At 68.8% G+C, this 25,048-nt stretch carries 24 protein-coding genes; 11 read left to right on the top strand and 13 right to left on the bottom strand.

The genetic code is table 11. The features are described from left to right. Nucleotide 1 precedes the first annotated feature (1 nt). The 3 genes from BGP17_RS15875 to BGP17_RS15865 form a co-directional block, all read right to left on the bottom strand. Nucleotides 2-2,197, bottom strand: a complete 2,196-nt coding sequence (locus BGP17_RS15875) for an alginate lyase family protein (RefSeq protein WP_286712637.1) — start codon at nt 2,195-2,197, stop codon at nt 2-4. Further along, the gene (locus tag BGP17_RS15870; RefSeq protein WP_286712636.1) at nt 2,197-3,555 is read right to left on the bottom strand and encodes a polysaccharide lyase 6 family protein; all 1,359 of its coding nucleotides are present in this window, start codon (nt 3,553-3,555) and stop codon (nt 2,197-2,199) included. The genes BGP17_RS15875 and BGP17_RS15870 overlap by 1 nt, the downstream gene beginning before the upstream one ends. 147 nt (nt 3,556-3,702) lie before the next feature. Beyond that, complete coding sequence (locus BGP17_RS15865; RefSeq protein WP_286712635.1) at nt 3,703-4,218, bottom strand: hypothetical protein; 516 nt, start codon at nt 4,216-4,218, stop codon at nt 3,703-3,705. Nucleotides 4,219-4,456: 238 nt separating this feature from the next. On the opposite strand from BGP17_RS15865, the gene BGP17_RS15860 reads away from it, so the two are divergent. Then, nucleotides 4,457-6,571: a TonB-dependent receptor gene (locus BGP17_RS15860; protein ID WP_286712634.1), complete on the top strand. Its 2,115-nt coding sequence runs from the start codon at nt 4,457-4,459 to the stop codon at nt 6,569-6,571. 43 nt (nt 6,572-6,614) lie between these two features. Next, nucleotides 6,615-7,316 (top strand): phosphatase PAP2 family protein, encoded by a 702-nt coding sequence (locus tag BGP17_RS15855; RefSeq protein ID WP_286712633.1) that lies wholly within the window; start codon nt 6,615-6,617, stop codon nt 7,314-7,316. Here the strand turns inward: BGP17_RS15855 and galE are convergent. After that, nucleotides 7,307-8,305, bottom strand: a complete 999-nt coding sequence (gene galE, locus BGP17_RS15850; RefSeq protein ID WP_167299617.1) for a UDP-glucose 4-epimerase GalE — start codon at nt 8,303-8,305, stop codon at nt 7,307-7,309. The two genes, BGP17_RS15855 and galE, sit on opposite strands and share 10 nt — an antisense overlap. A gap of 68 nt (nt 8,306-8,373) precedes the next feature. On the opposite strand from galE, the gene msrA reads away from it, so the two are divergent. Beyond that, nucleotides 8,374-8,919 (top strand): peptide-methionine (S)-S-oxide reductase MsrA, encoded by a 546-nt coding sequence (msrA, locus tag BGP17_RS15845; RefSeq protein ID WP_167299618.1) that lies wholly within the window; start codon nt 8,374-8,376, stop codon nt 8,917-8,919. Nucleotides 8,920-8,938: 19 nt separating this feature from the next. Here msrA and aqpZ read toward each other — a convergent pair whose 3' ends face one another. Further along, entirely contained in the window at nt 8,939-9,670 is a 732-nt protein-coding gene (gene aqpZ / locus BGP17_RS15840) for an aquaporin Z (RefSeq protein ID WP_286712632.1), read from the bottom strand. 138 nt (nt 9,671-9,808) lie between these two features. Between aqpZ and BGP17_RS15835 the strand changes: the two genes are divergently transcribed. Next, nucleotides 9,809-10,516 carry an HAD-IA family hydrolase gene (locus tag BGP17_RS15835; protein ID WP_286712631.1) on the top strand — a complete coding sequence of 236 codons (708 nt, stop codon included), beginning with the start codon at nt 9,809-9,811 and terminating at the stop codon, nt 10,514-10,516. Here BGP17_RS15835 and BGP17_RS15830 read toward each other — a convergent pair. Next, nucleotides 10,513-11,391: an L-threonylcarbamoyladenylate synthase gene (locus tag BGP17_RS15830; RefSeq protein WP_286712630.1), complete on the bottom strand. Its 879-nt coding sequence runs from the start codon at nt 11,389-11,391 to the stop codon at nt 10,513-10,515. The two genes, BGP17_RS15835 and BGP17_RS15830, sit on opposite strands and share 4 nt — an antisense overlap. A gap of 82 nt (nt 11,392-11,473) precedes the next feature. On the opposite strand from BGP17_RS15830, the gene BGP17_RS15825 reads away from it, so the two are divergent. Then, entirely contained in the window at nt 11,474-13,165 is a 1,692-nt protein-coding gene (locus BGP17_RS15825; protein ID WP_286712629.1) for an acyl-CoA dehydrogenase family protein, read from the top strand. 79 nt (nt 13,166-13,244) lie between these two features. Here BGP17_RS15825 and BGP17_RS15820 read toward each other — a convergent pair whose 3' ends face one another. Beyond that, nucleotides 13,245-13,922, bottom strand: a complete 678-nt coding sequence (locus tag BGP17_RS15820; protein WP_086130533.1) for an ArsR/SmtB family transcription factor — start codon at nt 13,920-13,922, stop codon at nt 13,245-13,247. Nucleotides 13,923-14,019: 97 nt separating this feature from the next. On the opposite strand from BGP17_RS15820, the gene BGP17_RS15815 reads away from it, so the two are divergent. Both BGP17_RS15815 and BGP17_RS15810 read left to right on the top strand, forming a co-directional pair. Further along, the gene (locus BGP17_RS15815; protein ID WP_286712628.1) at nt 14,020-14,349 is read left to right on the top strand and encodes an NIPSNAP family protein; all 330 of its coding nucleotides are present in this window, start codon (nt 14,020-14,022) and stop codon (nt 14,347-14,349) included. Then, entirely contained in the window at nt 14,346-14,666 is a 321-nt protein-coding gene (locus tag BGP17_RS15810) for an antibiotic biosynthesis monooxygenase family protein (protein ID WP_167299623.1), read from the top strand. The genes BGP17_RS15815 and BGP17_RS15810 overlap by 4 nt, the downstream gene beginning before the upstream one ends. Here BGP17_RS15810 and BGP17_RS15805 read toward each other — a convergent pair. Together BGP17_RS15805 and BGP17_RS15800 are read right to left on the bottom strand one after the other, a co-directional pair. Further along, entirely contained in the window at nt 14,657-14,953 is a 297-nt protein-coding gene (locus BGP17_RS15805; RefSeq protein ID WP_167299624.1) for a hypothetical protein, read from the bottom strand. The genes BGP17_RS15810 and BGP17_RS15805 overlap by 10 nt on opposite strands. Nucleotides 14,954-14,961: 8 nt before the next feature. Beyond that, nucleotides 14,962-15,993 (bottom strand): glycerophosphodiester phosphodiesterase, encoded by a 1,032-nt coding sequence (locus tag BGP17_RS15800; RefSeq protein WP_286712785.1) that lies wholly within the window; start codon nt 15,991-15,993, stop codon nt 14,962-14,964. A 94-nt stretch (nt 15,994-16,087) separates the two neighbouring features. On the opposite strand from BGP17_RS15800, the gene BGP17_RS15795 reads away from it, so the two are divergent. Next, nucleotides 16,088-16,999, top strand: a complete 912-nt coding sequence (locus BGP17_RS15795) for an XdhC family protein (protein WP_286712627.1) — start codon at nt 16,088-16,090, stop codon at nt 16,997-16,999. Beyond that, on the top strand, nt 16,986-17,633 hold the full coding sequence (locus BGP17_RS15790; RefSeq protein WP_286712626.1) for a nucleotidyltransferase family protein: 648 nt from the start codon (nt 16,986-16,988) through the stop codon (nt 17,631-17,633). The genes BGP17_RS15795 and BGP17_RS15790 overlap by 14 nt, the downstream gene beginning before the upstream one ends. Here the strand turns inward: BGP17_RS15790 and BGP17_RS15785 are convergent. Genes BGP17_RS15785 through BGP17_RS15770 form a run of 4 tightly spaced genes read right to left on the bottom strand, consistent with a single transcriptional unit; the run spans nt 17,602 to nt 22,402 of the window. Beyond that, nucleotides 17,602-18,810, bottom strand: coding sequence for an ABC transporter permease (locus tag BGP17_RS15785; protein WP_167299627.1), 1,209 nt, complete (start codon nt 18,808-18,810; stop codon nt 17,602-17,604). The genes BGP17_RS15790 and BGP17_RS15785 overlap by 32 nt on opposite strands. Continuing rightward, nucleotides 18,810-19,604, bottom strand: coding sequence for an ABC transporter ATP-binding protein (locus BGP17_RS15780; protein WP_380925532.1), 795 nt, complete (start codon nt 19,602-19,604; stop codon nt 18,810-18,812). The genes BGP17_RS15785 and BGP17_RS15780 overlap by 1 nt, the downstream gene beginning before the upstream one ends. Then, nucleotides 19,522-20,937 carry an efflux RND transporter periplasmic adaptor subunit gene (locus tag BGP17_RS15775; protein WP_286712624.1) on the bottom strand — a complete coding sequence of 472 codons (1,416 nt, stop codon included), beginning with the start codon at nt 20,935-20,937 and terminating at the stop codon, nt 19,522-19,524. The genes BGP17_RS15780 and BGP17_RS15775 overlap by 83 nt, the downstream gene beginning before the upstream one ends. After that, the gene (locus BGP17_RS15770; protein ID WP_286712623.1) at nt 20,927-22,402 is read right to left on the bottom strand and encodes an efflux transporter outer membrane subunit; all 1,476 of its coding nucleotides are present in this window, start codon (nt 22,400-22,402) and stop codon (nt 20,927-20,929) included. Before BGP17_RS15770 ends, BGP17_RS15775 begins: the two co-directional genes overlap by 11 nt. Before the next feature lie 157 nt (nt 22,403-22,559). Here BGP17_RS15770 and acs point away from each other — a divergent pair, with 157 nt between their 5' ends. Further along, nucleotides 22,560-24,503, top strand: coding sequence for an acetate--CoA ligase (gene acs, locus BGP17_RS15765; RefSeq protein WP_286712622.1), 1,944 nt, complete (start codon nt 22,560-22,562; stop codon nt 24,501-24,503). Further along, complete coding sequence (locus tag BGP17_RS15760; protein ID WP_167299632.1) at nt 24,500-25,003, top strand: O-acetyl-ADP-ribose deacetylase; 504 nt, start codon at nt 24,500-24,502, stop codon at nt 25,001-25,003. The genes acs and BGP17_RS15760 overlap by 4 nt, the downstream gene beginning before the upstream one ends. Nucleotides 25,004-25,048 lie beyond the last annotated feature (45 nt).

Genomic DNA, 25,048 nt, shown 5'->3' with positions numbered 1-25,048 from the left:
CTCAGTTCCCCTTGCCCGTGTCGAACCGGGAGAAATGGCCCTTCCAGTCGAGCTTCCTGCCGTCGACCGTCGCCGAGTGGACGGCGCCGGCATCGGCCGAGAAGGCGATGGCGAGCGTGACGCCGCGGCCGTCGGCGAGCTTGATCGTGATCACGTCCGCATCCCCGGTACGGACATGGGTGAAACCCTTCACGCGGCTGTTGCTCGCGGTCGTCTTCTCTTCTCCCGCGTCGTAGTTGCCGTGCGGCTCGAGCAGGTTGACGAACCGGGCGCTGGCCGCCCCGCTCACCCGCTCGATCAGCAGCGGCTCGCGGCGCAGGTTGAACCTGGGATCGTTCGCCCCGCTCTCGCCCAGGATGACGCTGGCGCCGGCCGGCGCGATCATGCGGTAGGTATAGAAGCGGTTGTCGTTGATCCAGGTAACCGCGCCATTCTCCGGCCCCGGCGCGCCGGTCGCGTCGACCCAGATGTGCTGATAGCCGTTCGCCTTGCCGAGCACCGGCCGCTCCGCGGCGTTCGACTGGAGCGGGAAGCCGATCGCGGTGATCTGGCCGGCATAGTGGAGCGGCAGGTCATAGGTGGCCGGCTTGTCGCCGGTCACGTCGAGCAGGTCGACGATCATCGGGCTCTCGATGCCGTCCACCGGCAGCTGGACCAGCGTACGGCGATAGCGCACCCCGGGATAGGCATCGGTCATCTCGGCGGTGCTCACCGTCGCCTGCGGCGTGCTTGCCCAGAACAGCTGCTTCGGCGCGAGCTTGTCGCCGACCCTCCACTTGCCGCCGAAATTGCTGGTCTCGTTCACGACGAGCGTGTTGTGCGCGACGGTCTGCTTCGCCCAGCTCTCATTTTCCTTGAGGTAGCGCCCGCCGTCCTTGCTCTCGACATTGAGGAAGCGTGCCGCGCCGTAATCGGTCACGATTGCATGGCCATTGTCGTAGAGAATCCAGTGCAGCTTGTCGAAATGGCCATGCCCCATGCCCATCGCGCTGTTCTTGGCGACGAGCACCTGGTCGGTGTCGGCGGGCCCCGAACGCATGATGGCGAGGCCGCCCATGTCGCCCCTGGGCCCATCGCGCAGGAACTGCGAGGCGAAGGGGAAGGGCTGGGCCTTGCCCGCCGCCAGGTCGCGCGCCACCATCAGGCCGTCGGGCGTCAGCACGGTGCGCCCCTGCCATTTGGCGATCGAGAGCAGCGCCGGATCCCTGGTCGCCTCATAGCCGATCGCCACCGATTGATAGAGCTCGTCGGTCTTCAGGCTCTTGTCCGGCATCGCGTCGTTGAACGGGAAGAAATACCCGTCATAGGTCGTCTGGATCGAAGTCCGGATCGCCTTCAGCAGCACGCCGTCGCGGTGCTGGAAGATCTTCAGTTCGGGCTGGTTCGCCGCGATGAAGCGCGCGAACAGCACGAAGGGCAGCATCGCATAGCGCTGGTAATAGGGCCCTTCGACATAATAGCCGTCGGGCGAGAAAAGCTGGTCGATCTGCGCCAGGAAGCCGAACTTGCCGTCGCGCTTCAGCCCCTTCAGCGCCACCTCGACGAAACCCGCGTCGCGCAGCGTGTAGCCGATCATGCCCACCGCGGCGCAGGCCCAGGTGGCATGGTTGTGGATCTGGTCGAACTCCTCGGCCTGGCCGGCCGAGAGGAAGGTCGCCATCGGGCGGAACACCTTGTCATCGATCGTCGCGCGGTCGTCGGCGCTCAGCGTATCGCGGATCGCGTCATAGCCCTGCACCGCATAGACCGCCCATACCGCGTCGTTGAGGCTCTGCCAGAAGAGCCGGCCCGGCCGCTGGTCGCTCGCCGCCGGATGGTTGCCGAGCGTCGGGTAGAGCCTGGCATATTCGAGCAGTTCGGCCTTGGCGAAATCGGCATAGCGCTGCTCGCCGGTGATGCGGAACAGGAGCCCCGCGCCATAGATGGCGGTATAGTTCCGCTTGTGCTGCTCGTGCGTGTAGCCGCCGCCGGGATCCCTGGGCTGGGGCACCACCACGCCGGCCTTGATCGCCTTGTCGACTTCGCGGCGGACGCGCTTCAGCTCGGCGGCGAACAGCGGATAGGCTGTGGCCTCCGTCGCGGCGGCCGCCATCTCGGAAGCGCGAAACAGCGTGGGCTGCGCACCCGGCACGGTCTGCGCAATGGCGGGCGCGCCGAGCAGACAGGTGCCGGCGAGGAGAAACGCGAAACGAGTCATCAATGGCTTCCCGGAAGCGGCGAGGCCGCAGGCTTGGCGTACCAGGAGACACCCGTCTCCTCGCGCGCGATGGGCTTGAGCGTGCGATCGACACCGAGTTTCGCCAGTGCCGGATCGGTCGGATAGAGCAGGCCATTGGCCGCGCGCGCGAGCGTCACCGTCCGGCGAGCCATCGCCATGGGCAAGGCGGCGGGGCCGGGCACGGACATCACGTTGCCGGCGAATGCGATTCCGGCGATGTCCGCCTTGACGACGAAGGGATCGCCGCGCTTCGCGTTGACGAAGAGATTGTCTACGAACCGGGTCGAGATCGGCGGCAGCGACAGCTCCTCGTTCGCGCCGTTGCCCAGCGTCACCGCCGCCGCGTCGATCATGCTGTTGCGCGCGATCAGCGCATCCTCGACCTGGGCATAGCGGTTGAGCGGCGAATTGGGCACGCCGTTCATCAGCGAGATCGCGCTATACGGCCCTTCGCCGGCCAACCCCTCCAGATAGTTGTTCCGCACGATCTGGCGGCGGTTGATCACGCGGATGCCGCCGGTGCGCTTCACGCCATTGCCGAAGAAGACATTGTCCTCGATCCGGTTGCCGTGCCCATGGCGCATCACGAACGCGCCCTGGCTCTCGACCACGGTGTTGCGACGCAGGATGTTCGCGCCCGACTTGATGGAGACGATCTCGGCTTCGCCATCGCAGCGCTCGAAGAAATTGTCCTCGACCACCGTGAATGAATCGCTCTGCGATTCCTGGCTGGTGCCGATACGGATGGTCTCGCCCCCATTCTCGCCGAGTGGCGGACGGGGGCCGAAATAATTGTGATCGATGCGGTGATGGTTCTCGAGCGGCAGGTTCGCCGCGCGCACCACGACGAGCATCGCCCCGCCATGCGCCTTGCCGGCGAAATGCGAATGGTCGACTCGGTTGTTCCGCCCATAGAGCGACACCCAGTGATCGGTCCTGGCAGCGTCGGGCGGGCCATAGCCGTCGACCACCACGCCGGTCAGCCGCGAATTCTCCGCCCAGCGCTTCGCCCCGTCGCGAAAGGCGATCAGTTCCTCGTCGCCGCCATGGCCGTCCCTGAAGACGAGATCGGACACGACCAGCCAGTTGCCCGCCATGCGCAAGCTCGACCGACCGGTGAGGATCACCTTGCCCGGCGTCTCCGCCGTCAGCGTGATCGGCTTGTCCGCCTGGCCCGTGGCCGAGAAGCGCACCGCGAAATCGCGCCACTCGCCATTGGCGAGCACGATGCGGTCGCCCGGCGCCAGCAGCTTCGCCGCGGCGGCATATTCCTGCTGATCATGGACAAGCATGTCCCGCGCGCCCGCCGGAAGGGCGGAAACCGCAATCATGATCATCGACAGCGCCCAGGGTCGCAACGGATCCTCCCAACCGGCTCTGATGGCCGATGTGGGTGGGCTACCAGTCTGGCGCGCTATGTGCAAGCCAGTTTAAATACCAATTTACTGGACCGGAACTGGCATAATGGTTCTATACCATGACGGTCAGCCGCGAAGGCGGCCGGCGAAGAGCGGCGCGAGCGTCACTGCACCGGCGCCGATCAGGATCGCGGCCACCGCCGGCTCCAGTTCGTCGGCAAGCCAGAAATAGGCCGCGGCCCCCGCCGCCGCGGCAAGGGCCAACCCCGCCAGCAACGATGCGGCGCGCAGCAGCGGGCCGGCGCGGCGCGGCCAGCCGTCGACGATCCGGCGAACCCGATCCAGCGTCGCGGCGGAGAAGCCCGCAGCCTCGGCACGCATGGCTTCGCCGGCATCGATCGCCGCGCCTTCGAGCCGGTACAGGATGGCGAAGCGACGAAGCGCCTCGAGCCGCGGGTTGGCAAGGCCGGATAGCCGGCGCGAACCGAACAGCATCGCCCCCAGCCGCTCGATCCGGTGCGGCGCGCGCAACGAGGCACGGCCGTCCGCCTGGGAAAGCTGGAGCGTGCGCAATTCGAGCGGGCTCAGCACGGCCCCGGCCATGCCTTCCAGCAGCGCGGCCCGGCTATCGAGATATGCCATTGCAAATTCTCCTGTTCGACGAGCCGCTATCTAGGTGCGGTGCACGCGCCGGATTAGTCGCGCGCGCGGCATCGCAAGGTTTCCGCAAATGCAACGATCCCCAGACGGAGCGACGCCGCGTCGCCCGCAAGCGCCCGCGGCGGCCAGTCGGTCCGGAAGCGGGACAAAAGAACTTGATACCTTATATCATCGCGATTACCGCGGCGCGGCAAGTTTCATGGTTCGGGAAGATTCGTCGATGTTGCGTCCGTTGCTGCTCGGTTCCGCCGCCCTGCTCGCCCTGCCCGCCCATGCCCAGAGCGATATGGGCGACACGGTGGCCGCAGCGCCGGCGAGCGACACCGGCAGCGCCGCGACGGCGCCGCAGGATCATGACCAGCCGGGCGCCCAGATCGTCGTCACCGGCACCCGGGCCCGCAACACCGCCGACGTGCTGGGCGGCACCGCCGTCCTCGCCAAGGAGGAGCTGACGCGCGACCTGCGACCGACGATCGGCGAGACGCTGGCACAGCAGCCGGGCGTCTCGGCCTCGTCGTTCGGCCCCAATGCCTCGCGGCCGGTGCTGCGCGGCTTCATCGGCGCGCGCGCCCCGCTGCTCACCGATGGCATCGGCAGCATCGACGTGTCGAACACCTCGGCCGATCACGCGCCGATCATCAACCCGCTCACCGCCGATCGCATCGAAGTGCTGCGCGGACCGACCGCGCTGATCTTCGGCCCCTCGGCGATCGGCGGCGTGGTCAACGTGATCGACAGCCGCATCCCGCGCCACATGCCCCAGGAAACGGTCCATTTCGACGGCATCGCCAGCTATGGCAGCGCCGCCGACGAGCGCTCGGCCTCGGGCGCGGCGGACGTGCCGGTGACGAGCAAGATCGTCCTCCACGCGGACGGCAGCTTCACCCAGACCGGCGACCAGCGCACCGGCGGCTATGTCCTGTCGCCCGCGCTCCGCGCCCAGGCGGCGGCGAGCGCCGATCCTGCGATCCAGGACCTGGCCGACCTCAAGGGCAAGGTGCCCAACACCGCCGCCAAGACCTGGGACGTGGCCGGCGGCGCCGCGATCATCGACGGCAACAACAATCTCGGCTTCTCGGTGAGCCATTTCGACACTTTCTACGGCGTGCCGATCCGCTACTCGCTCGATCCGTCGATCGAGGCGGAGCAGGTGCGCCTCCATGCGCAGCAGACCCGCGTCGACATCCGCGGCGAAGTCGATACCGGCGGCGGCATCTTCCGCCAGATCCGCACGCGCCTGGCCGCGGCCGACTACAAGCATTCGGAGATCGCGGAGGACGGCGCCATCGGCACCACCTTCTACAATCAGGGCTATGAAGGCCGGCTCGAGCTGGTCCAGACCGCGCGCGGCGGCTGGGAAGGCATGATCGGCGGCCAGTTCAGCCTGCGCGACATGCATGTGGTCGGCGACGAGAAGTTCCTGCCCAAGAATTCGGCGCAGCAATTCGGCCTGTTCACGCTCCAGTCGCTCGACATGGGCCCGTTCAAGGCCGAGGCGGCGGCGCGCTTCGAGCATAACATCGTCGATGCCCAGGCCGATGCCGATATCGGCAACCCCGCCTATAACCGCACCTTCAACAGCTTCTCCGCCTCGCTCGGCGCCAGCTATGCCGTGGCCCAGGGCATGCGCTTCGGCATCAATGTCTCGCGCGCCGAACGGGCGCCGACCCCGGAGGAGCTGTTCGCCGACGGCCCGCACGCCGGGACGCAGGCGTTCGAGATCGGCAACCCGAATTTCGGCACCGAGAAGAGCTGGGGCGTCGAGGCGACCTTCAAGGGCTCGGGCGACGGCTTCGCCTTCTCGACCGCGGCCTATTACAACTGGTTCACCGGCTATATCTACGACACGCCGACCGGCGCGACGCGGGACGACCTGCCGGTGTTCCAGTACAATCAGGCAAATGCCCGCTATTACGGCTTCGAGGCCGAGGGCTCGTTCCGCATCGCGACGGTGAAGGACTTCACGATCAACACCACCGCGCTGGCCGATTATGTCCATGCCGAGATCGTCGGCACCGGCCCGGCACCGCGCATTCCGCCGCTGCGCATCAATGGCGGGATCGAGGCGACCTCGGACCGCTTCACGCTTCGCGGCGAAGTGGAGCATGTGTTCGACCAGACGCGCATCTCCGCCTTCGAGACGCCCACCAACGGCTTCACCTTCGTCAACGCCTCGATCTCGTGGAAGCCCTGGGGCGCTGGCTCGAACACCAGTCTGCAGCTCTCCGCGAACAACATCTTCGACGTCGAGGCCCGCCGGGCCGCGAGCGTGCTGAAGGACTATGCCCCCCTGCCGGGCCGCGACATCCGCGTGACCGCGCGCATCCAGATCTGACGGCGCCCAATCCTCCCCCTCCCTCTCCGGGGGAGGATTGGCTATGGCGGACCCGATGCACCCCGACCCCGAAGCCCCGCCCACTTCCCGCCGCCTGCCCTGGCCGGTCCTTGCCGCTTCGGGCTTCGCGCTGTTCCTCCTCGCGCTGCTCTGGTTCGGGCACGAACTGGTCGAGGGCGACGGCGCGGCAGTGGACCGTGCGATCATGCTGGCAATGCGGGCGGACGGGCATCCGATCGGCCCCGCCTGGCTGCCCTCGGCGGTGCGCGACGTGACCGCGCTGGGCAGCACTACGGTGCTGAGCTTCCTCGTGCTGGTCGGCGCGATCTTCCTCTGGCTCGCCGGCCGGCTGCGCACCGCGCTCCTCCTCGTCGGCGCCACTGCGCTCGGCTCGCTCACCGTGGAGACGATCAAGGCACTCGTCAGCCGTTCGCGGCCCGACCTGGTCGGGCGGCTGATGGAGGAGACCTCCAAGAGCTTCCCGAGCGGCCATGCCGCGCTGAGCGCGATCGTCTACCTCACGCTCGCCACCCTGCTCTTCCCGGTACTGCCCGATCGCCGCATCCGCGCCTTCGTGCTCGCCGTCGCGCTGCTCCTCACCCTGTCGGTGGGAATCAGCCGCGTCTATCTGGGCGTGCACTGGCCGAGCGACGTCGCCGCCGGCTGGGCGTTCGGCGGCGTCTGGGCGATGCTATGGTGGCGGATCGAGCTGGCGCTGCTGGACCGCCGCGGCCCTCAGCCCTGACGCTCGGCCAGCTTGCGCTCCCAGGCGAGCGCGTCCTTGACGATGCCCTCCAGGTCGTCGTGCTTCGGCCGCCAGGGCAGCGCTGCCAGGATCGCGCCATTGTCCGCGATCAGCGCATCGGGATCGCCTGCGCGGCGCCCCTCCAGCCTGCGTTCGATCGTTACATTGGTGACCCGGTCGACCGCATCGAGCACCTGGAGCACCGAGAAGCCGCGGCCATAGCCGGCGTTGAGGATGTGGCTCTCGCCCGGTCGCGCGATCAGCAGGTCGAGCGCATCGACATGCGCGGCGGCCAGGTCGCTGACATGGATATAGTCGCGTACGCCGGTGCCGTCGGGCGTATCGAAATCGGTGCCGAAGACCGAGACATGGCCGCGCTTGCCCGTAGCCGCCTCGACCGCGACCTTGATCAGGTGCGTCGCCCCCGCGGTCGACTGGCCGGAGCGGCCCTGCGGATCGGCGCCCGCGACGTTGAAATAGCGCAGCGCCGCATAGTTGACCGGGTGCGCCGCGGCGACGTCGCCCAGCATGATCTCGGTCATCAGCTTGGACATGCCATAGGGGTTGATCGGCCGCTTGGGGCTGTCCTCGCGCACCGGCACGACCTCGGGAATGCCATAGGTCGCGGCGGTGGAGGAGAAGATGAAATGCTTCACCCCCTCGGCCACCGCGCTCTCGATCAGCGCGCGGCTGGCCGCAGTGTTGTTGCGATAATATTTGAGCGGATCCGTCACGCTCTCCGGCACCACCACGGAACCGGCGAAATGCATGATCGCGATCACGCCATGCGCGCGGATCGCGGCACGCACCTTCTCGTCATCGGCAATGTCGGCGACCACCAGCGCGGCACGCGGATCGACCGCCCAGTCGAAGCCGGTGACGAGGTTGTCGACCACCACGACCTTCCAGCCGGCATCGAGCAGCGCCAGCACGGCATGGCTGCCGATATAGCCTGCCCCACCCGTCACCAGCACCGTGCCTTCGCGCATCTTCGACCTCGTCCCTTTGCTCGGGCCTCGCTCAATCCTATCTTTGCGCCGATAGCAAGGAGTTCACGATGACCATCGAGACCGCAACGCTGGCCGGAGGCTGTTTCTGGTGCACCGAGGCCGTGTTCAACGACGTGATCGGCGTACAGTCGGTCGAAAGCGGCTATATCGGGGGAACCAGGGAGAACCCGACCTACAAGGAAGTCTGCTCGGGCACGACCGGCCATGCCGAGGCGATCCGGATAGGCTTCGACACCGACCAGATCAGCTATGGCGAGATCCTCGACATCTTCCTGGCGACGCACGACCCGACCCAGCTCAACCGCCAGGGCAACGATATCGGCACCCAGTATCGCTCGGCGATCTTCCCGCATTCGGCCGAACAGGAGCGCGAGGCGCTGGACGCGATCGACCGGGCCCGCCCCGACTGGCCAGAGCCGATCGTCACCGCGATCGAGCCGCTCGGCCAATGGTGGCCGGCCGAGGACTATCACCAGGAATATTGGCAGGGCGACGGCCAGCGGAACCCGTATTGCCTGGCCGTGATCCCACCCAAGCTGCGCAAGCTCCGCAAGAGCTTCGCCGCGCGGAGCAAGGAAGGCGCGACGGCCTGACGCCGCGCCTCCCCTCGCCTCATTCCGCGGGCAACGCTTCGCCTTCGATCGGCGGGCGCTTGCCCGCATCGGCGCCCAGCGCCTTGTAGACGAAGCCGCCGAGCAGGCCGCCGACGATCGGCGCGATCCAGAACCAGACGAGCTGCTGCAGCGCGATGCCGCCCTCGAGCAGTGCCGGCCCGGTCGAGCGCGCCGGATTGACCGACGTGTTGGTGACGGGAATCGAGATCAGGTGGATCAGCGTCAGCGCCAGCCCGATCGCGATCGGCGCGAAGCCGGCCGGGGCGCGGCTGTCGGTCGATCCCATGATCACCATCAGGAACATGAAGGTCAGCACGACTTCGATCGCCATGGCCGATTCGAACGAGAAATGGCCGGGCGAATGCGCACCGAAGCCGTTGGAAGCCAGGCCGCCGGCAAAGCCCGGCCCGCCGCTGGCGATATACCAGAGCAGCCCCGCGCCGATCACCGCGCCGATCACTTGCGCGATCACGTAGAGCGGGATGTCCCTGGCCGGGAAGCGGCCGCCGGCCCACAGGCCGAAGGTAACGGCCGGATTGAGGTGGCAGCCCGAGATATGGCCGATCGAATAGGCCATGGTGAGCACGGTGAGGCCGAAGGCGAGGCTGACGCCCGCCAGCCCGATACCGACATCGGGGAACGCAGCGGCAAGCACGGCACTGCCGCATCCGCCGAAGACGAGCCAGAACGTGCCGATCAGTTCGGCGAGCCCGCGTTGCACATTGCTCATGATATTGCCCTCCTGCTGTTTCCGGTCTCTCTCCCAAACCCCCAGACCTGCGCAGATTTGTAAGTCTTCGGCGCCCGGAATGCAAAGCGTGGCGGATCGCAGTTGCGGCACGGCGGCGGCTGTGGTGAGGGAAGGGCGATGACGCTTCCCGATCGCAGCTTCGCCGCCTTCCTGTTCGACATGGACGGAACGCTCGTGAACAGCCTGGCCGTGGTCGACCGGGTGTGGCGCGCCTGGGCGGCCCGGCACGGCATCGCGGCCGATCCGCTGATGGCGGCCCTGCACGGTGTCCGCGCGATCGAGACGATCCGCCGCTTCGCCCCTGCCGGCGTGGATGCCGAAGCGGAGACGGAGGCGCTCACCCAGGCCGAGATCGACGATGTCGACGGCCTGGCGGAGATCGCCGGGGCCGCGGCATTCCTGTCCCGCCTGCCCGCGGATCGCTGGGCATTGGTCACCTCGGCGCCGCGCGCGCTGGCGCTGCGCCGGCTGGCGGCAGCTGGCATGGCGCTGCCGGAAGTGGTGATCACCGCCGAGGACGTGGTGCACGGCAAGCCCGCCCCCGATTGCTTCCTCGCCGCCGCCAAGCGGCTCGGCGTCGCCATCGGCGATTGCCTGGTGTGGGAAGACAGCCTCGCCGGCCTCGCCGCCGCCGACGCGGCCGGTGCCGCGGCGATCGCGATCACCGAGGCGCATCGCGGCGCGCTCGACACCCCGCATCCGATGCGGGCCGACTATCGGGGCCTCGACATCGAGACCGACGCGCGGGGCTGGCTGAGGCTGGTGGATGCAAACCGGCTTCCCCGCCATCTCCCTTCGGAGCCGTCGGCCGGATGCCGGACCTAGTGCGCGGCGCGGCGCAACCGGTCGTTGATCGCCACGCCGATGCCGGATTCGGGGATCGGCGCCACGGCGATGGCCCGCGCGCCGCTCGCATCGGCACGGTGCAGCGCGTCGAACAGGTTGGCGGCGGCTTCGGTGAGGTCGCCGCCGGCGGACAGGGTTTCGGCGCCGCCGATCGCGCCGAAGCCGATCAGATACTCGCCGTCCTTCGCCTCGGCCGCGTTCAGCCGCACCGGCTTGGAGGGGGCATAATGGCTGTCGAGCTGGCCCGGCGCGGTGATCCTGCCGTCCGGCACGGCGATCGCGAGCCCGAGATCCTCGGCGCCGAGCGGGCCCGGGCGCAGGATGCGCTCGCCCATCACGATCGTCGACTCCACCCCTGCCGAGGTCGCGCCGTCGTCGATCACCAACGGGATCCGCCCCGCAAGGCTCCGGACGACATGCTCGGCCCGGGTCGGGCTGATTCCGCCGCTGGCATTGGCCGAAGGCGCGGCCAGCGGCTTGCCGGTTGCCGCCAGCAAGGCCTGCATCGCGCGGTGGCGCGGCACCCGGATCGCAATCGTGTCGAGCCCGGCGGTAACCAGCGACGCGATGCCGGCATCCGGGCGCACGGGCAGCACCAGGGTCAGCGGCCCCGGCCAGAAGCGCATGGCGAGATCGCGCGCGCGATCGTCGAAGACCGCGATCCGCTCGGCGGCGGCAAGGCTCGGCACATGGACGATCAGCGGGTTGAAGCTGGGCCGCCCCTTGGCGGCATAGATGCCCGCCACGGCACGCGAATCGGTGGCGTCGGCGGCAAGCCCATAGACGGTCTCGGTGGGTATGGCGACGCATTCGCCGGCGCGAATCAGCGCCGCCGCCTCGGCGATCGCGGCCATGCCGTAGGGTAAGGTGCGCGGATTTGTCGGGCTCACGCCCCGCGAGCTATACGGCGCGAAACCAGACCACAAGAGAGGCCCCATGTTCACTCCCGCCACCGCCGACCAGCGCTTCGTGCTCGAGACCATCGTCCGCCTGGGCGAGATCAGCGAGGAGGCGGGGGAGATGACCGATGCGGTGCTGGAGGGCGCCGGTGCGTTCGCGGCAGGCGAATGGGCGCCGCTCGAGCGGGAGGGCGACACCATCGGCCCGAAATGGACGCCGGAGGGCGTGAAGATGCCCGCCGGGTTCGCGGATGCGTACAAGGCCTATGTCGAGGGTGGCTGGGGCACGATCGGCTCGCCTGTCGAGCATGGCGGCCAGGGCCTGCCGGTGAGCCTGTCGATCGCGGTGCTGGAGACGTTGGGCACGGCGAACATGGGCTTCGCGCTGGCGCCGATCCTGACGGTCGGCGCGGTCGAGGCGCTGATGCACCATGGCACGCCCGAGCAACAGGCCCTCTACCTGCCCCACCTCTCGACCGGCGCCTGGACCGGCACGATGAACCTCACCGAGCCGCAGGCCGGCTCGGACGTCGGCGCGCTCAAGACTCGCGCCGAGCCGGCCGGGAACGGTAAGTGGAAGATCACGGGCACCAAGATCTTCATCTCGTTCGGCGATCACGACATGGCCGAGAACATCGTCCACCTCGTCCTTGCCCGCACGCCGGGCGCGCCGGCCGGCACCAGGGGCATCTCGCTGTTCCTGGTGCCGAAATACCGGCTGCGCGAAGACGGCGCGCCCGGCGAATTCAACGATGTCCGCACCGTCTCGATCGAGCACAAGATGGGACTGCACGCCTCGCCCACCTGCGTGCTGAGCTTCGGCGACCATGACGATTGCATCGGCGAGCTGGTCGGCCCCGAGCTGGGCGGCATCCGGGCGATGTTCACGATGATGAACAATGCCCGGCTCAACGTCGGCCTGCAGGGCGTGCAGGTGGCCGAGCGCGCCACCCAGCGTGCCGTGGCCTATGCCCGCGAGCGCGTGCAGGGCTATCGCGGCGGCGAGCAGGTCGCGATCGTCGAGCATCCCGATGTCCGCCGCATGCTGCTGCGGATGAAGGCGCAGACCCAGGCGGCGCGGGCGCTGGTCTATTACGCCTTCGGCCAGCTCGACCGGGCCCGGGCCGGGGATGCTGCGGCGGCCCAGCGCGTCGAGCTGCTCACGCCGCTCGCCAAGGCGCATGGCACCGATCTCGGCAACGAAGTCGCCAGCCTGGGAGTCCAGGTCCATGGCGGCATGGGCTATATCGAGGAGACGGGCGCCGCCCAGCATTTCCGCGACGCCCGCATCACGCCGATCTATGAAGGCACCAACGGCATCCAGGCCGCAGACCTGGTCGGGCGCAAGCTCGGCATGGACAATGGCGGGACGCTGCTCGGCTTGCTTGGCGAGATGCGCGAGGATGCCGAGGATACCGGCCTGCTCAACCTGATCGACGCGTGCGAGGAAGTCGCCCGCAACCTGCTGGGCAGCGAGATGGATGACCGGTTGGCTGCCAGCTATCCGTTCCTGACGATGCTCTCGACGGCGGTGTGCGGCTGGCTGATGGAGGCGAGCGGCCGCGCCGCCGCGCGCAGCGAGGGCGATCCCGCGTTCCTGAAGATGAAGCAGGCCGCGACACGCTTCTATGTCGCTCAGATCGTGCCGGAGGCGATGGGGCTCAAGCCGGCCGCCATGGCCAGGGCGGAAATGCTCTACGCGATCGATGCCGAGGGCTTCGCCGCGTAGAGCTTCCCCCTTTAGAGCCTGGGAGCATAGCGGAAGCCCGCGGACAACTCGCCGGATTTTGGCGCCGAATTGGCTGGATTTACAATGCAATCCCGAACCAGCGCGCCAATGCCGCCTCGCCGGCGCGCGTCACTTCGAGTGCGCGCGTGCCCTGGCGGGGCCGCACCCAGCTGCGCGCGACGAAATGGCGGTAAAGCGCAGTGGCGGGCGCGCCGGCGAGATGCGGGCGGCGCTCGCTCCAGTCGAGACAGGCGCGGCACGGCGCATCGAGTGCCGCCTCCGCGACGCCGAGCTCGCCGAGCAACGCCACGCCCGCGCCGGTGAGCGCCGCGCCATCATGGCCGAGCACCAGCTGGCCGCGCTCCGCCATGCGCCCGGCGATCGCGACGGCGAGTTCGCCGGCGAGATGGTCGTAGCAGGTCCGCGCGCGGCGAAGGCCCGCGTCGCGCGGCCCGGTGACGGGGAGCGGGCGGCGCGACAGTTCCTCGGCGACGCTCATCACGCTCTCGACCATCTGCGCGACTCCGGACGAGGCGAGGCGGAAATAGCGATGGCGGCCCTGCGCGGCGGGCGCGATCATTCCCGCTTCGGCGAGCCGGGCGAGGTGGCCGCTCGCGGTCTGCGGCGTCACGCCGGCGAAGCGCGCCAGCTCGCCCGCGGTAAGCGCGCGACCATCCATCAGCGCGAACAGCATGTTGGCGCGCGCGGGATCGCCCATCAGCGCCGCGGTCTCGGCAAAGGCGGAAATGCGCTGCATGCCTGCATCATGCCCGTGCGGGCCGGGCAATGCTACGGCGCCGGCCGAAGCATCATGCGCCCCTCGGGCGGCAGAGGAGCGGCGGAGGAGAAACCCGATGCTGACCTGCTTCATCCGCTACGAGATCGAGCCCTTCGGGGCACAGGCCTTTGCCGAATATGCCCGTGCCTGGGGCCAGGCGATCCCGCGCTGCGGCGCCGACCTGATCGGGTATTTCGGCCCCGCCGAAGGCTCCGCGACGACGGCCTATGGCGTCTACGACATCGATTCGCTGGCTGCCTACGAGACCTATCGCGCGCGCCTCCGCGACGATCCGGTCGGCCGCGCCAATTATGATTTCGCCGCGCGCGAAAGGTTCATCCGGCGCGAGGACAGGATTTTCCTCCGCCGCGTCCCCGCACCGCACGCGCCGCTGGTGCGGCCATGATCGCAGTGCTGTTCGAAGCCTGGCCGGCGGAAGGCCAGGGCGATCGCTATCTCGCCATCGCCGCCGCGCTCGGTTCGGAACTGGCGGCGATCGACGGCTTCCTGGGGATCGAGCGGTTCGAGAGCCTTTCCGAACCGGGCAAGCTCCTGTCGCTTTCCTGGTGGCGCGACGAAGCCGCGATCGCCGCCTGGCGCGGCTTCGGCCCGCATCGCGCGGCGCAGGCCGAAGGGCGTGCGGCAATCTTCCGCGACTATCGGATCAGAGTCGCAGCGGTCGTGCGCGGCTATGGCATGCACGACCGCACCGGTCAGTTATAGCGACTGCCGCCCGGATCGGCGCGGAAGCCGTTGTCGCCGCCCGCGCAACGCGCGTCCTCGGGATGCTTCTTGCAGAGCTTGCGCAGTTCCTTGCCCTCGCGCGCTTCCTGCTCGCGCATCTTGCGGCCATAGTTGCGATCGGCCTCGTCCTGGCTGGTCGTCGCCCAATCGGCCGCCTTCGCGCCCGCCTTCACCGGCAGGGTGGCCACATCGACCACCGTCTTGGCGATGCAGCCGCCGCCGAGCAGCGGCAGCATCGCGCAGATCGGAACCAGAAGCTTGCGCATAGAAATCCTCATCCCCCCGCCCGCGGCGCGTCCCGCGCCTCGACACCGACATGCGGGAAATCGGTGAAGAAACCGTCCACGCCCAGCCCGATGAAGTACAGGATCTCGTCCTTCAGTCGACCATGGTCGACCGGATTTGCGCCGGAACGGTAGTCGGGCAGGAGGAAGAAGTTCTCCGCCCGGAACGTCCAGGGATGGAGCCTGAGCCCCGCCGCATGCGCATCGGTGACCAGCGTGGTGGCCGGGCCGGAGGCCGGCTGGATCATCGTCAGCTCCGGGCCGATGCCATAGGCATAGGCGGCCACCGCCTTCAGCCCCTCGGGCGTGGCCATCGCCTTGTAGCTGGGCTGCGCGCCGTCCGCCGGGCCGCCGCTCCCCGCCATCAGCTGGATCAGCCGCACCCGTGTCATCTTCTTGAGCTTCTTGAGATTGTCGACTTCGAACGACTGGATGAAGACCGGCGCGTCGGCGCGGTCCCAGCCCGCCGCCTTGAGCTTGTCGACCAGCCGCTGCTCGAGCGGCAGGCCGATCGAGGCGAAATAGGTCGGGTGCTTCGTCTCGGGGTAGATGCCGATCGTCCGCCCCGTCTCCTTCGACGCCCGCTTCGCGAGGGCGATCACGTCGTCGAGCGTCGGGATTCCGGCCTGGCCGTCATATTTGGTGTTGCCCGGGCGGAGCTTGGGCAGTCGCTCCTTGGCCCGCAGCGTCTTCAGCTCGGCGAGCGTGAAATCCTCGGTGAACCAGCCGGTGAGCTTCTCGCCGTCGATCGTCTTGGTCGTCCTGCGCGCGGCGAACTCGGGATGGTCCGCCACGTCGGTCGTATCGGCGATATTGTTCTCGTGCCGGGCGACGAGCACGCCGTCCTTGGTCGGCACCAGATCGGGCTCGATGAAATCGGCGCCCTGCTCGATCGCGCGCTGATAGGAAAGCAGCGTGTGCTCGGGGCGCTCGCCCGAGGCGCCGCGATGCGCGATGACGATGACCTTGTCGGCTTTCCCATGCATGGCATGATCCTGCCCCAACGCGGCGCCCGGCACCATCAGCATCAGCGCCGCAATCAGTGATCTCGTCACGAAACTCTCCCTTCGCTACGAAATCGGGCCTAGGCTCCGGATGTGACGGTTGCGAGGCGATATGGCGGATAACGACAGCGTGCTTGCGGCGGCCCGCGCCTGGCAGGGCGCGCGGCTGGCGCTGGCCACCGTCGTCTCGACCTGGGGATCGGCGCCCCGGCCGGTCGGGAGCCATATGCTGGTCCACGAGGACGGCCGGTTCGAAGGCTCGGTCTCGGGCGGCTGCGTGGAGGCCGACATCCTCCAGGCCGCCGCCGAAGTGATCGCCGGCGCGCCCGCCATGGTGAAACATTATGGCGTGGCCGATCCAGCCGCCTGGGAAGTGGGCCTGCCCTGCGGCGGCAAGATTTCGGTGCTCGTCCAGCCCGTCTCCGAAATGGGCTTCCCCCCGGCCCTGTTCGACGCGATCGACGCCGCGCGCGGCCGGGGCGAGCCCTTCGATGTCGGCACCGACCTCGCCACCGGTCGCTCGGCGCCCGGCCCAGGCGGGTTCCGCAACCGCTACGATCCGCCGCGCCGGCTGCTGATCGTGGGCGCCGTCCAGATCGCCCAGTCGCTGGCCGGCCTGGCGCGCGAGATCGGCATCCGCACCCATGTCATCGATCCGCGCGGGAGATTTTTGACGCCCGAGCGTTTTCCCGGGGTGATGCTCGACGACCGCTGGCCAGACGAAGCCGTGACGGCGCTCCGCCCCGATCCGGCCACGGCGGTGGTGACGCTCAGCCACGATCCCAAGATCGACGACGCGGCGCTGGTCGCGGCCCTGGGCTTCCCGACCGGCTATGTCGCCGCGCTGGGTTCGCGCAGCAGCCATGCCGCGCGCCGGGAACGGCTGGCCGCCGCCGGGATCGCGCCCACCGATCTCGATCGCATCCAGGGGCCGGCCGGCCTTGCCATCGGCGCGATCGGCCCCGCCGAGATCGCCCTTTCCATCGCCGCAGCCATGGTGAAGACCTTCCATGATCACCCCTGACCAGACCGCCCTGATCCTGCTGGCCGCCGGCCGCTCCCGCCGCTTCAACGACGGCGACAAGCTTGCCGAGCCGTTCCTCGACAAGCCGCTCGCCTATCATGTGGTGACGGCGCTGGAGCGCATTCCCTTCCAGGCGCGGATCGCCGTCGTGTCCGCCACCACGCTCGATTTCGCCGCCCTGGGCTATGACGTGGTCGAGAACCCGGATCCCGCGCTCGGCCAGGCGCGCTCGCTCGGCTTCGGCGTGGCCCGCGCGCAGGAACTGGGCTGCGAGGCGGTGCTCGTCGCGCTGGCCGACATGCCGCGGGTCACCGCCGCGCATGTCCACCGGCTGATGGATGCCGCCGACGGCCCGGCGACCATTGTCGCCTCTTCGGACGGCGTGCAGCCCATGCCGCCGGCCCTGTTCGGCAAGGACATGTTCCCCATGCTGATGCAGTTGGAGGGCGATCACGGCGCGCGCGACCTGATCCGGCGGGGTCACCACGTCATCGCCCCGCCTGCCGAGCTGGTCGATATCGACACGCAGGAAGACCTGCGCGCCCTGCGCGAGCGCTACGGCCTGCGTACCGACGGCCAGCCTGAGCCGCCGCCCGCGCGCGTCACTCGTGACGAAGCGCGTCGATCGGATTGAGGCTGGCCGCGCGGCGCGCCGGGAAATAGCCGAACACCACGCCGATGATCGCCGAGATCGCGAAGGCGATCACGTTGATCTGCACGTCGAACAGGAAGGGCAGCGAGCCCAGCCACGACATCAGCGCGACGGCGAACTGCGCGATCAGCAGGCCGATGACGCCGCCCAGCATCGACAGCACCACCGCCTCGACCAGGAACTGCAGCAGCACTTCGCTCGCCACCGCGCCGATGGCTAGGCGGATGCCGATCTCGCGCGTCCGCTCGGTCACCGACACCAGCATGATGTTCATGATGCCGATGCCGCCGACGATGAGGCTGATCATCGCCACCGCGGCGACGATCTGGGTGAGCAGCGTGGTGGTGCCGGTCAATGCCTGGCTGATCTGGGCGGTGTCGAAGATGTTGAAGTCGACATCCTTGCCGCCGGTGATGTTGCGGCGTTCGCGCAGCAGGTCGGTGATCGACGACTGGACCTGGGCGCTGTCGTAATCGGGATCGGTGCCGACCAGCATCAGGCGCACGTCGGGATTGCCGGTGAAGCGGCGCTGCACCTGCTTGATCGGCATGATGATCACATCGTCCTGGTCGCCGCCGAACCCGGCCTGGCCGCGGGTCTGGAGCACGCCGATCACGTCGCACGAGATGCCGTTGACCCGGATCCGGCCGCCCACCGCGCTGCCGCCGCGGAACAGGTTGGTCCGGATCGTCGTGCCGATGATGCACACCGCCTTGCCCGCCTGCTCCTCCGGCCATGTCCAGTAGCGGCCCTCGACCAGCGGCCAGGGCTGGACCTGGAAATAGGCGTTGGTGGTGCCGTTGACCGTCGTCGACCAGTTGGCGCCGTTGTAGATCACGGTCGCGGTGGTCTGTGCCTGGGGGGCGACCGCGGTGACGCCGGCGACCTGGTCGCGGATCGCGGTGACGTCGTCCGCCTTGAAATCGGGCGGGCGCGGGCCGCCGCCGCCGCGGCCGAAGCCCTGGCCCGGACGGATCTGGAGGATGTTGGTGCCGAGCGCCGAGATCTGCTGCTGCACCGCCGCCGTGGTCGCCTTGCCGAGCGTCACCATGGTGACGACCGCGGCGACGCCGATGATGATGCCGAGCGTGGTCAGGAACGAGCGCAGCTTGTGGCGCAGGATCGACCGGATCGCGAGGATGAAGGTGGTGCCGAACATCAGTGCCCCACCGCCTCGCCCTGGCGATGCTTGTCCTCGATCCGCTCGACCAGCCCGTCCTTGAAATGCACGATGGTATGCGCGAACGCCGCCATGTCGGGCTCGTGCGTGACCATCAGCACGGTGATGCCGCTCGTCTTGTTGAGATCGGTGAGCAGTTCCATGATCTCCACCGAACGCTCCGAATCGAGGTTGCCGGTAGGCTCGTCGGCGAGCAGCACGTCGGGACTGGTGACGATCGCCCTGGCAATGGCGACGCGCTGCTGCTGGCCGCCCGATAGCTCGGCGGGGGTATGATCCCACCATTGCTTGAGCCCGACCTTGTCGAGCGCCGCCATCGCCGTTTCGCGACGCTGCTGCTTTGAATCGCCGCGATAGAGCAGCGGCAGCTCGACATTCTCGAGCGCGCTGGTGCGGGCGAGCAGGTTGAAGCCCTGGAAGACGAAGCCGAGATATTTGCGCCGCAGCAACGCGCGCTGGTCCCGTTCCAGCTTCTCGACATGCACGCCCTTGAACAGGAACTCGCCGCTGGAAGGCACGTCGAGGCAGCCCAGGATGTTCATCGTCGTCGACTTGCCCGAGCCCGATGGCCCCATCACCGCGACGAAATCGCCGGCCTGGATGTCGAGGTCGATGCCTTTCAGCGCCTGGAACTGCGTCGCCCCCTCGCCATAGCTCTTGGTGACGCCGCGCAGGCGGATCAGCGGTGCCTCACTGTCCGCCACGCTGGCCTCCGGCGCCGCCGCCGCCCTGGCGCCGCTGCCCGCCGGAGCGGCGCTGGCCCGAGCTGCCATCGGCGAGCTGGCCGGTGATGACCTTGTCGCCCGGTTTCAGATTGCCGCCGGTGATCTCGGTCACGGTGCCGTCGGTGCTGCCGGTCGTGACCGGCACCTCCTGCGGCTTGCCGTCGGCGCCGAGGATATAGACGCTCCGCTCGCCGGCACGGTCGCCGGTCGCCGTCTTCTGCTGCTGCCCGCCGCCGCCGCGCCGCGGGCGGCTGGGGACCAGCGCGCCGGCGATGCCGCCCTTGGCGCTGCCGCCACTCGCGCCCTGGGCAGTGGCGGCCGGCGTGAAGCGCAGCGCCGCATTGGGCACGAGCAGCACGTTCTGGCGCGACATCGTCACGATGTCGGCCGTCGCGGTCATGCCTGGGCGCAGCTGCTCGTTCGCATTCGAGACCGAGAGATCGGCGGCATAGGACACGACCTGGTTGGCGGTCGTGCTCGTGGACGAGGTCGAGGAGCTCGCATCCTGCACCGACAGGTTGGAACCGACCTCGACGCGGGTGATCTTCGCCGGGAAGGTCTTGCCCGGGAAGGCGTCGACGGTGAAGGTCGCGTCCTGCCCCTCGCGCACCTGGCCTACATCGGCCTCGTCGATCGCCACTTCCAGCTTCATCTGCGACAGGTCCTGCGCGATCACGAACAGCGTCGGCGTGTTGAACGAGGCGGCGACGGTCTGGCCGGGGTCGACCTGGCGCGCCAGGATGACGCCGGTCACCGGCGAGCGGATGATCGCCCGCGTACGCTGCGTCTGGGCCGAGGACAGCTGGGCGCGCGCCGACGTCACATTGGCGTTGGCCGCATTGAGATTGGCCAGCGCGCGATTGCGATCGCCGATCGCGCCGTCCATCTCCGTCTTCGCCGGCACCTTGCCGCCCGAGAGCCGGCTGACTTCCTGGAAGCGCGCCAGCGTGGCGTTGTTCTGCTCCAGCGTCGCCCGCGCCTGGCCCACGGCCGCGACGTTCGCCGCGAGCGTCGCCTCGGCCTGCCTGACCTGATCGTCGAACTGCGACGGATCGATCAGCGCCAGCGGCTGGCCGGCGGTGACCCGGTCGTTGACGTCGGCCAGCACCTTCACGACCTGCCCCGACAGCTGCGAGCCCACGGTCACCTGGTTGGTCGGCGCCAGCTTGCCGGTGGCGGAGACGGTGACGGTCAGGTTGCCCCGCGCGACATCGTCGGTGGCGTATTTGACTTCGTTGCTGCTGCCGAAGAAGTGCCAAAGCAGCAGCGCCGCCAGCAGGACGCCGATGCCGATCAGGCCCCATTTGAGCCAGCGCCGCCACCAGGGGCGCGGGGGCGTGCCCAGAAAGGCGTCGAGATTCTGGTTGGGATCAGTTGCCATTCGCAGTGCCGCCTGTGGTGGGAACGGTGGGGGTGACGCTCGGATCCCAGCCGCCGCCCAGCGCCTGGTAGAGCTGGATCAGCGCCGTCGCCGCGTCCGAGCGCGCCGAGACGACGCCGTTGCGCGCCGAGATCAGCGCGGACTCGGCCTGGTTGAGCGTAGTGAAATCGGTGAGGCCCGAGCGATATTGCATGCGCGCCAGCAACGCCTGGTTGCTCGACGCTTCCAGCGCGACCGCGAATTCCTGCTGGCGGCGCTGCGCCGTCTGCAGCGCGACGATCGCGTTCTCGACATCCTCTAGGCTGGTCAGCACGGTCGACTTGTAGGCGAGGAACGCACCGTCCGCGGCGGCTTCGGCCGAACGGACCTGGCTGGCGCGGCGGCCGCCGTCGAAGAGCGTCTGCGCGATGTTGGCGAAGAGGCGGCCGGTGATCACGTCGAAGATCGAGGCGAGCGCGGTGCTGCCCGCATCGATGCTGCCGCCGATCGACAGCTGGGGATAGAGCTGCGCGGCGGCGACGCCGATGTTCGCGGTGGCGGCGGCGAGGTTGCGCTCGGCGGCCCGCACGTCCGGCCGCTGGCGCAGCGTGTCGGCGGGGATGCCGGCGGCAACGCTCGCGGGGCCGGCGGGGATCGGCTTCACCGCTTCCATCTCGGCCTTGAGCGCACCCGGCGCCTGGCCGGTCAGCACGCCCAGGCGCGCGACATAGCCGTTATAGCTCGCCTCGAGCGTCGGGATCGATGCGGCCAGCTGCGCCCGGCTCGCCCGCGCCTGCTCCTGGTCGAGCGAGGAGACGAGGCCCGCCTGCAACCGCCAGCCGGCGATCTGGAGATTTTCGTCCGCGATCCCCAGGCTGTCGCGCGCATTGGCGATCTGCGCCTGCACCACCCGCGCAAGCACATAGTTGCGCGCCGTTTCGGCCTCAGCGGAGATCAGCACCGTCGCAAGATCATAGCCGCTCGCCGCATAGGATGCCCGCGCGCCTTCCACGCCGCGGCGCACCCCGCCGAACAGATCGACCTGATAGTTCGCATCGGCGCCGAGCGAGAAGCTGGTCGCGCCGCCCTGCGAGAAGCTCGTCACCGTGCCGTCGGGCAGGGTCGTGGTGCTGGAGCCGCCGCGCAGCGGCTCGCTGCGCGACACGCCGCCGGAGACGCTGAGGCTCGGAACCAGGTTCGCGCGCTGCTGCACCAGCGACTCCCGCGCCTGGCGGAGCCGGGCCACGGCCTGGGCCACGTCGAGATTCGCCGCCTGGGCACGCTGTACCAGGCTGGCCAGCATCGGATCGTCGAACCGGGTCCACCATTGGCTCAGGTCTTCCCGGGCCTTCTGCCCGGCGGAGACGGACCAGCCGTCCGGCACGCCCAGCTCGGATGCGGGGCGCGGATGATAGTCCGGGCCCACCGCGCAGGCGGATAGCGACAAGGCGAGCAGGATGCTCGGGGTCAGCGGACGATTGGCCATGGCACTCTAGATGTTTCCAAAGCCGTTTCGGTTCCAGAAGAATATTGTCGCAGTCTGTCGCCGGCCATGCCGGATCATGCGCGGAAACATATTCTGCGCTTGGCGTGGCGCGCGGGCTTGGGCAGAGAGGCCCCAACGAAGCGAGGAGCCCGTAGCGATGAGCGATACCATCAGCGTCCACCCCGTACCGGAAAGCTGGGCGCGCAGCGCCCGGGTGGATGCTGAAGGCTATGAGAAGCTCTACGGCATGAGCCTGGCCGATCCGGGCAGCTTCTGGCTCGAGCAGTCGCGCCGGCTGGATTGGGTGAAGCGCCCGGAGATCGCGGGGGACTGGTCGTTCGAAGAGGCGGACTTCCGGATCAACTGGTTCGCGGACGGCAAGCTGAACGTTTCGACCAACTGCGTCGACCGGCATCTCGCGAAGCGGGGCGACGCGGTCGCGATCCTCTGGGAGCCGGACGCGCCGGACGAGGCGCCCCGGCGCTACACCTATCGCCAGCTCCATGCCGAGGTTTGCCGCTTCGCCAACGTGCTGAAGGCGCAGGGCGTCCGCAAGGGCGACCGCGTCACCATCTACATGCCGATGATTCCCGAAGCGGCCTTCGCGCTGCTGGCCTGCGCGCGGATCGGCGCGATCCACTCGGTGGTGTTCGGCGGCTTTTCCCCGGAAGCGCTGGCGGGCCGCATCACCGATTGCGATTCCGCGGTGGTGATCACCGCCGACGAGGGCCGGCGCGGCGGCAAGAAGGTGCCGCTCAAGACCAATGTCGACGCGGCCGCCCAGCACGTTCGCTGCCTCGAGAAGGTGATCGTGGTGCAGGCCACCGGCGGCGACGTGCCGATGCAGGAAGGCCGCGACATCTGGTATCACGCGGCCGCCGCGGACGTTCCCGCCGACTGCCCGGCCGAACCGATGGGCGCCGAGGACCCGCTGTTCATCCTCTACACCTCGGGCTCGACCGGCAAGCCCAAGGGCGTGCTCCACTCCTCGGGCGGCTATCTGCTCTGGGCCAGCCTGACCCACGAGCTGGTCTTCGACTATCGCCCCGGCCAGGTCTATTGGTGCGCGGCGGACATCGGCTGGGTCACCGGGCACAGCTATATCGTCTATGGTCCGCTGGCGAACGGCGGCACCACGCTGATGTTCGAAGGCGTGCCCAACTGGCCCGATGCCAGCCGCATCTGGCAGGTGGTCGACCGCCACAAGGTCGAGATCCTCTATACCGCCCCTACCGCCTTGCGCGCGCTGATGCGCGAAGGCGACCAATATGTCGCCAGCACCTCGCGCCAGTCGCTCAAGCTGCTGGGCACGGTGGGCGAGCCGATCAATCCCGAGGCGTGGCGCTGGTATTACGACGTGGTCGGCGAGGGCCGCTGCCCGATCGTCGACACCTGGTGGCAGACCGAGACCGGCGGCCACATGATCACCCCGCTGCCCGGCGCCACGCCGCTCAAGCCCGGCTCCGCCACCCGGCCCTTCCCCGGCGTCGACCCGCAGATCGTCGACGGCGAGGGCACGGTCCTCCACGGCGCGACCGAGGGGAACCTCGTCATCGCGCGCAGCTGGCCCGGGCAGATGCGCACCGTCTGGGGCGATCATGCCCGCTTCTTCCAGACCTATTTCACTACCTATCGCGGCAAGTATTTCACCGGCGACGGCTGCCGGCGCGACGAGGACGGCTATTACTGGATCACCGGCCGCGTCGACGACGTGATCAACGTCTCGGGCCACCGCATGGGCACCGCCGAAGTGGAGAGCGCGCTGGTGCTCCACCCCAAGGTGGCGGAGGCCGCGGTGGTCGGCATGCCGCACGACATCAAGGGCCAGGGCATCTATGCCTATGTCACGCTCAACGCGAACTGCACCGCCGACGAGGCACTGCGCGCCGAGCTGACCAGATGGGTGCGCACCGAGATCGGCCCGATCGCCACGCCCGACGCGCTCCAGTTCGCCCCCGGCCTGCCCAAGACGCGCTCCGGCAAGATCATGCGCCGCATCCTGCGCAAGATCGCCGAGGGCGACGTCTCGTCGCTGGGCGACACTTCGACGCTCGCCGATCCGTCGGTGGTCGACGACCTGGTGAAGAACCGGGTGGGATGAGCGAGGATCGCATCCGGATCGTCGAGGGGGACATCACCCGCCTCGACGTGGATGCGATCGTCAACGCGGCGAAGAACTCGCTGCTCGGCGGCGGGGGCGTGGACGGCGCGATCCACCGCGCCGCCGGCCCGGAACTGCTCGCCGAGTGCCGCACGCTGGGGGGCTGCGCGACCGGCGATGCCAAGCTCACCAGAGGCTATCGCCTGCCCGCCGGGCATGTGATCCACACCGTCGGCCCGGTCTGGCATGGCGGCGGGCATGGCGAGCCCGAACTGCTCGCCAGCTGCTATCGCCGCTGCTTCGAGATCGCCCGCGCCCATGGCTTCCGCACGCTCGCCTTCCCGGCGATCAGCTGCGGCGTCTATGGCTATCCGATCGCGGCGGCGACGGGGATCGCGGTGGCCGAGGCGCGCAGGGCGCTGGCCGGGGATCCCGAGCTCCAGCTGATCTTCGCGACCTTCGGGGCCGAAGTCACTGCCGCCTATCGCCGCGAATTATAGCCTGAAACCCGTTGCGAGTGTAACTACCCGGCGTTACATCCGGCT

The organism is Sphingomonas sp. 67-41, from assembly GCF_001899725.1.
GTDB lineage: Bacteria > Pseudomonadota > Alphaproteobacteria > Sphingomonadales > Sphingomonadaceae > Sphingomonas > Sphingomonas leidyi.
This window is presented reverse-complemented; position numbering and strand designations above follow the sequence as displayed.

Excerpts from the sequence above, each read along its gene's own strand:
- BGP17_RS15815 (WP_286712628.1), top strand. The coding sequence starts at position 14,020 with ATGCTGACCTGCTTCATCCGCTACGAGATCGAGCCCTTCGGGGCACAG.
- BGP17_RS15805 (WP_167299624.1), bottom strand. The coding sequence starts at position 14,953 with ATGCGCAAGCTTCTGGTTCCGATCTGCGCGATGCTGCCGCTGCTCGGC.
- BGP17_RS15795 (WP_286712627.1), top strand. The coding sequence starts at position 16,088 with ATGGCGGATAACGACAGCGTGCTTGCGGCGGCCCGCGCCTGGCAGGGC.
- BGP17_RS15775 (WP_286712624.1), bottom strand. The coding sequence starts at position 20,937 with ATGGCAACTGATCCCAACCAGAATCTCGACGCCTTTCTGGGCACGCCC.
- BGP17_RS15780 (WP_380925532.1), bottom strand. The coding sequence starts at position 19,604 with ATGGCAGCTCGGGCCAGCGCCGCTCCGGCGGGCAGCGGCGCCAGGGCG.
- acs (WP_286712622.1), top strand. The coding sequence starts at position 22,560 with ATGAGCGATACCATCAGCGTCCACCCCGTACCGGAAAGCTGGGCGCGC.
- galE (WP_167299617.1), bottom strand. The coding sequence starts at position 8,305 with ATGCGCGAAGGCACGGTGCTGGTGACGGGTGGGGCAGGCTATATCGGC.
- BGP17_RS15825 (WP_286712629.1), top strand. The coding sequence starts at position 11,474 with ATGTTCACTCCCGCCACCGCCGACCAGCGCTTCGTGCTCGAGACCATC.
- aqpZ (WP_286712632.1), bottom strand. The coding sequence starts at position 9,670 with ATGAGCAATGTGCAACGCGGGCTCGCCGAACTGATCGGCACGTTCTGG.
- BGP17_RS15820 (WP_086130533.1), bottom strand. The coding sequence starts at position 13,922 with ATGCAGCGCATTTCCGCCTTTGCCGAGACCGCGGCGCTGATGGGCGAT.
- BGP17_RS15865 (WP_286712635.1), bottom strand. The coding sequence starts at position 4,218 with ATGGCATATCTCGATAGCCGGGCCGCGCTGCTGGAAGGCATGGCCGGG.
- BGP17_RS15830 (WP_286712630.1), bottom strand. The coding sequence starts at position 11,391 with ATGGCCGCGATCGCCGAGGCGGCGGCGCTGATTCGCGCCGGCGAATGC.
- msrA (WP_167299618.1), top strand. The coding sequence starts at position 8,374 with ATGACCATCGAGACCGCAACGCTGGCCGGAGGCTGTTTCTGGTGCACC.
- BGP17_RS15875 (WP_286712637.1), bottom strand. The coding sequence starts at position 2,197 with ATGACTCGTTTCGCGTTTCTCCTCGCCGGCACCTGTCTGCTCGGCGCG.
- BGP17_RS15835 (WP_286712631.1), top strand. The coding sequence starts at position 9,809 with ATGACGCTTCCCGATCGCAGCTTCGCCGCCTTCCTGTTCGACATGGAC.
- BGP17_RS15800 (WP_286712785.1), bottom strand. The coding sequence starts at position 15,993 with ATGGTGCCGGGCGCCGCGTTGGGGCAGGATCATGCCATGCATGGGAAA.
- BGP17_RS15790 (WP_286712626.1), top strand. The coding sequence starts at position 16,986 with ATGATCACCCCTGACCAGACCGCCCTGATCCTGCTGGCCGCCGGCCGC.
- BGP17_RS15760 (WP_167299632.1), top strand. The coding sequence starts at position 24,500 with ATGAGCGAGGATCGCATCCGGATCGTCGAGGGGGACATCACCCGCCTC.
- BGP17_RS15860 (WP_286712634.1), top strand. The coding sequence starts at position 4,457 with ATGTTGCGTCCGTTGCTGCTCGGTTCCGCCGCCCTGCTCGCCCTGCCC.
- BGP17_RS15855 (WP_286712633.1), top strand. The coding sequence starts at position 6,615 with ATGGCGGACCCGATGCACCCCGACCCCGAAGCCCCGCCCACTTCCCGC.
- BGP17_RS15785 (WP_167299627.1), bottom strand. The coding sequence starts at position 18,810 with ATGTTCGGCACCACCTTCATCCTCGCGATCCGGTCGATCCTGCGCCAC.
- BGP17_RS15810 (WP_167299623.1), top strand. The coding sequence starts at position 14,346 with ATGATCGCAGTGCTGTTCGAAGCCTGGCCGGCGGAAGGCCAGGGCGAT.
- BGP17_RS15770 (WP_286712623.1), bottom strand. The coding sequence starts at position 22,402 with ATGGCCAATCGTCCGCTGACCCCGAGCATCCTGCTCGCCTTGTCGCTA.
- BGP17_RS15870 (WP_286712636.1), bottom strand. The coding sequence starts at position 3,555 with ATGATCATGATTGCGGTTTCCGCCCTTCCGGCGGGCGCGCGGGACATG.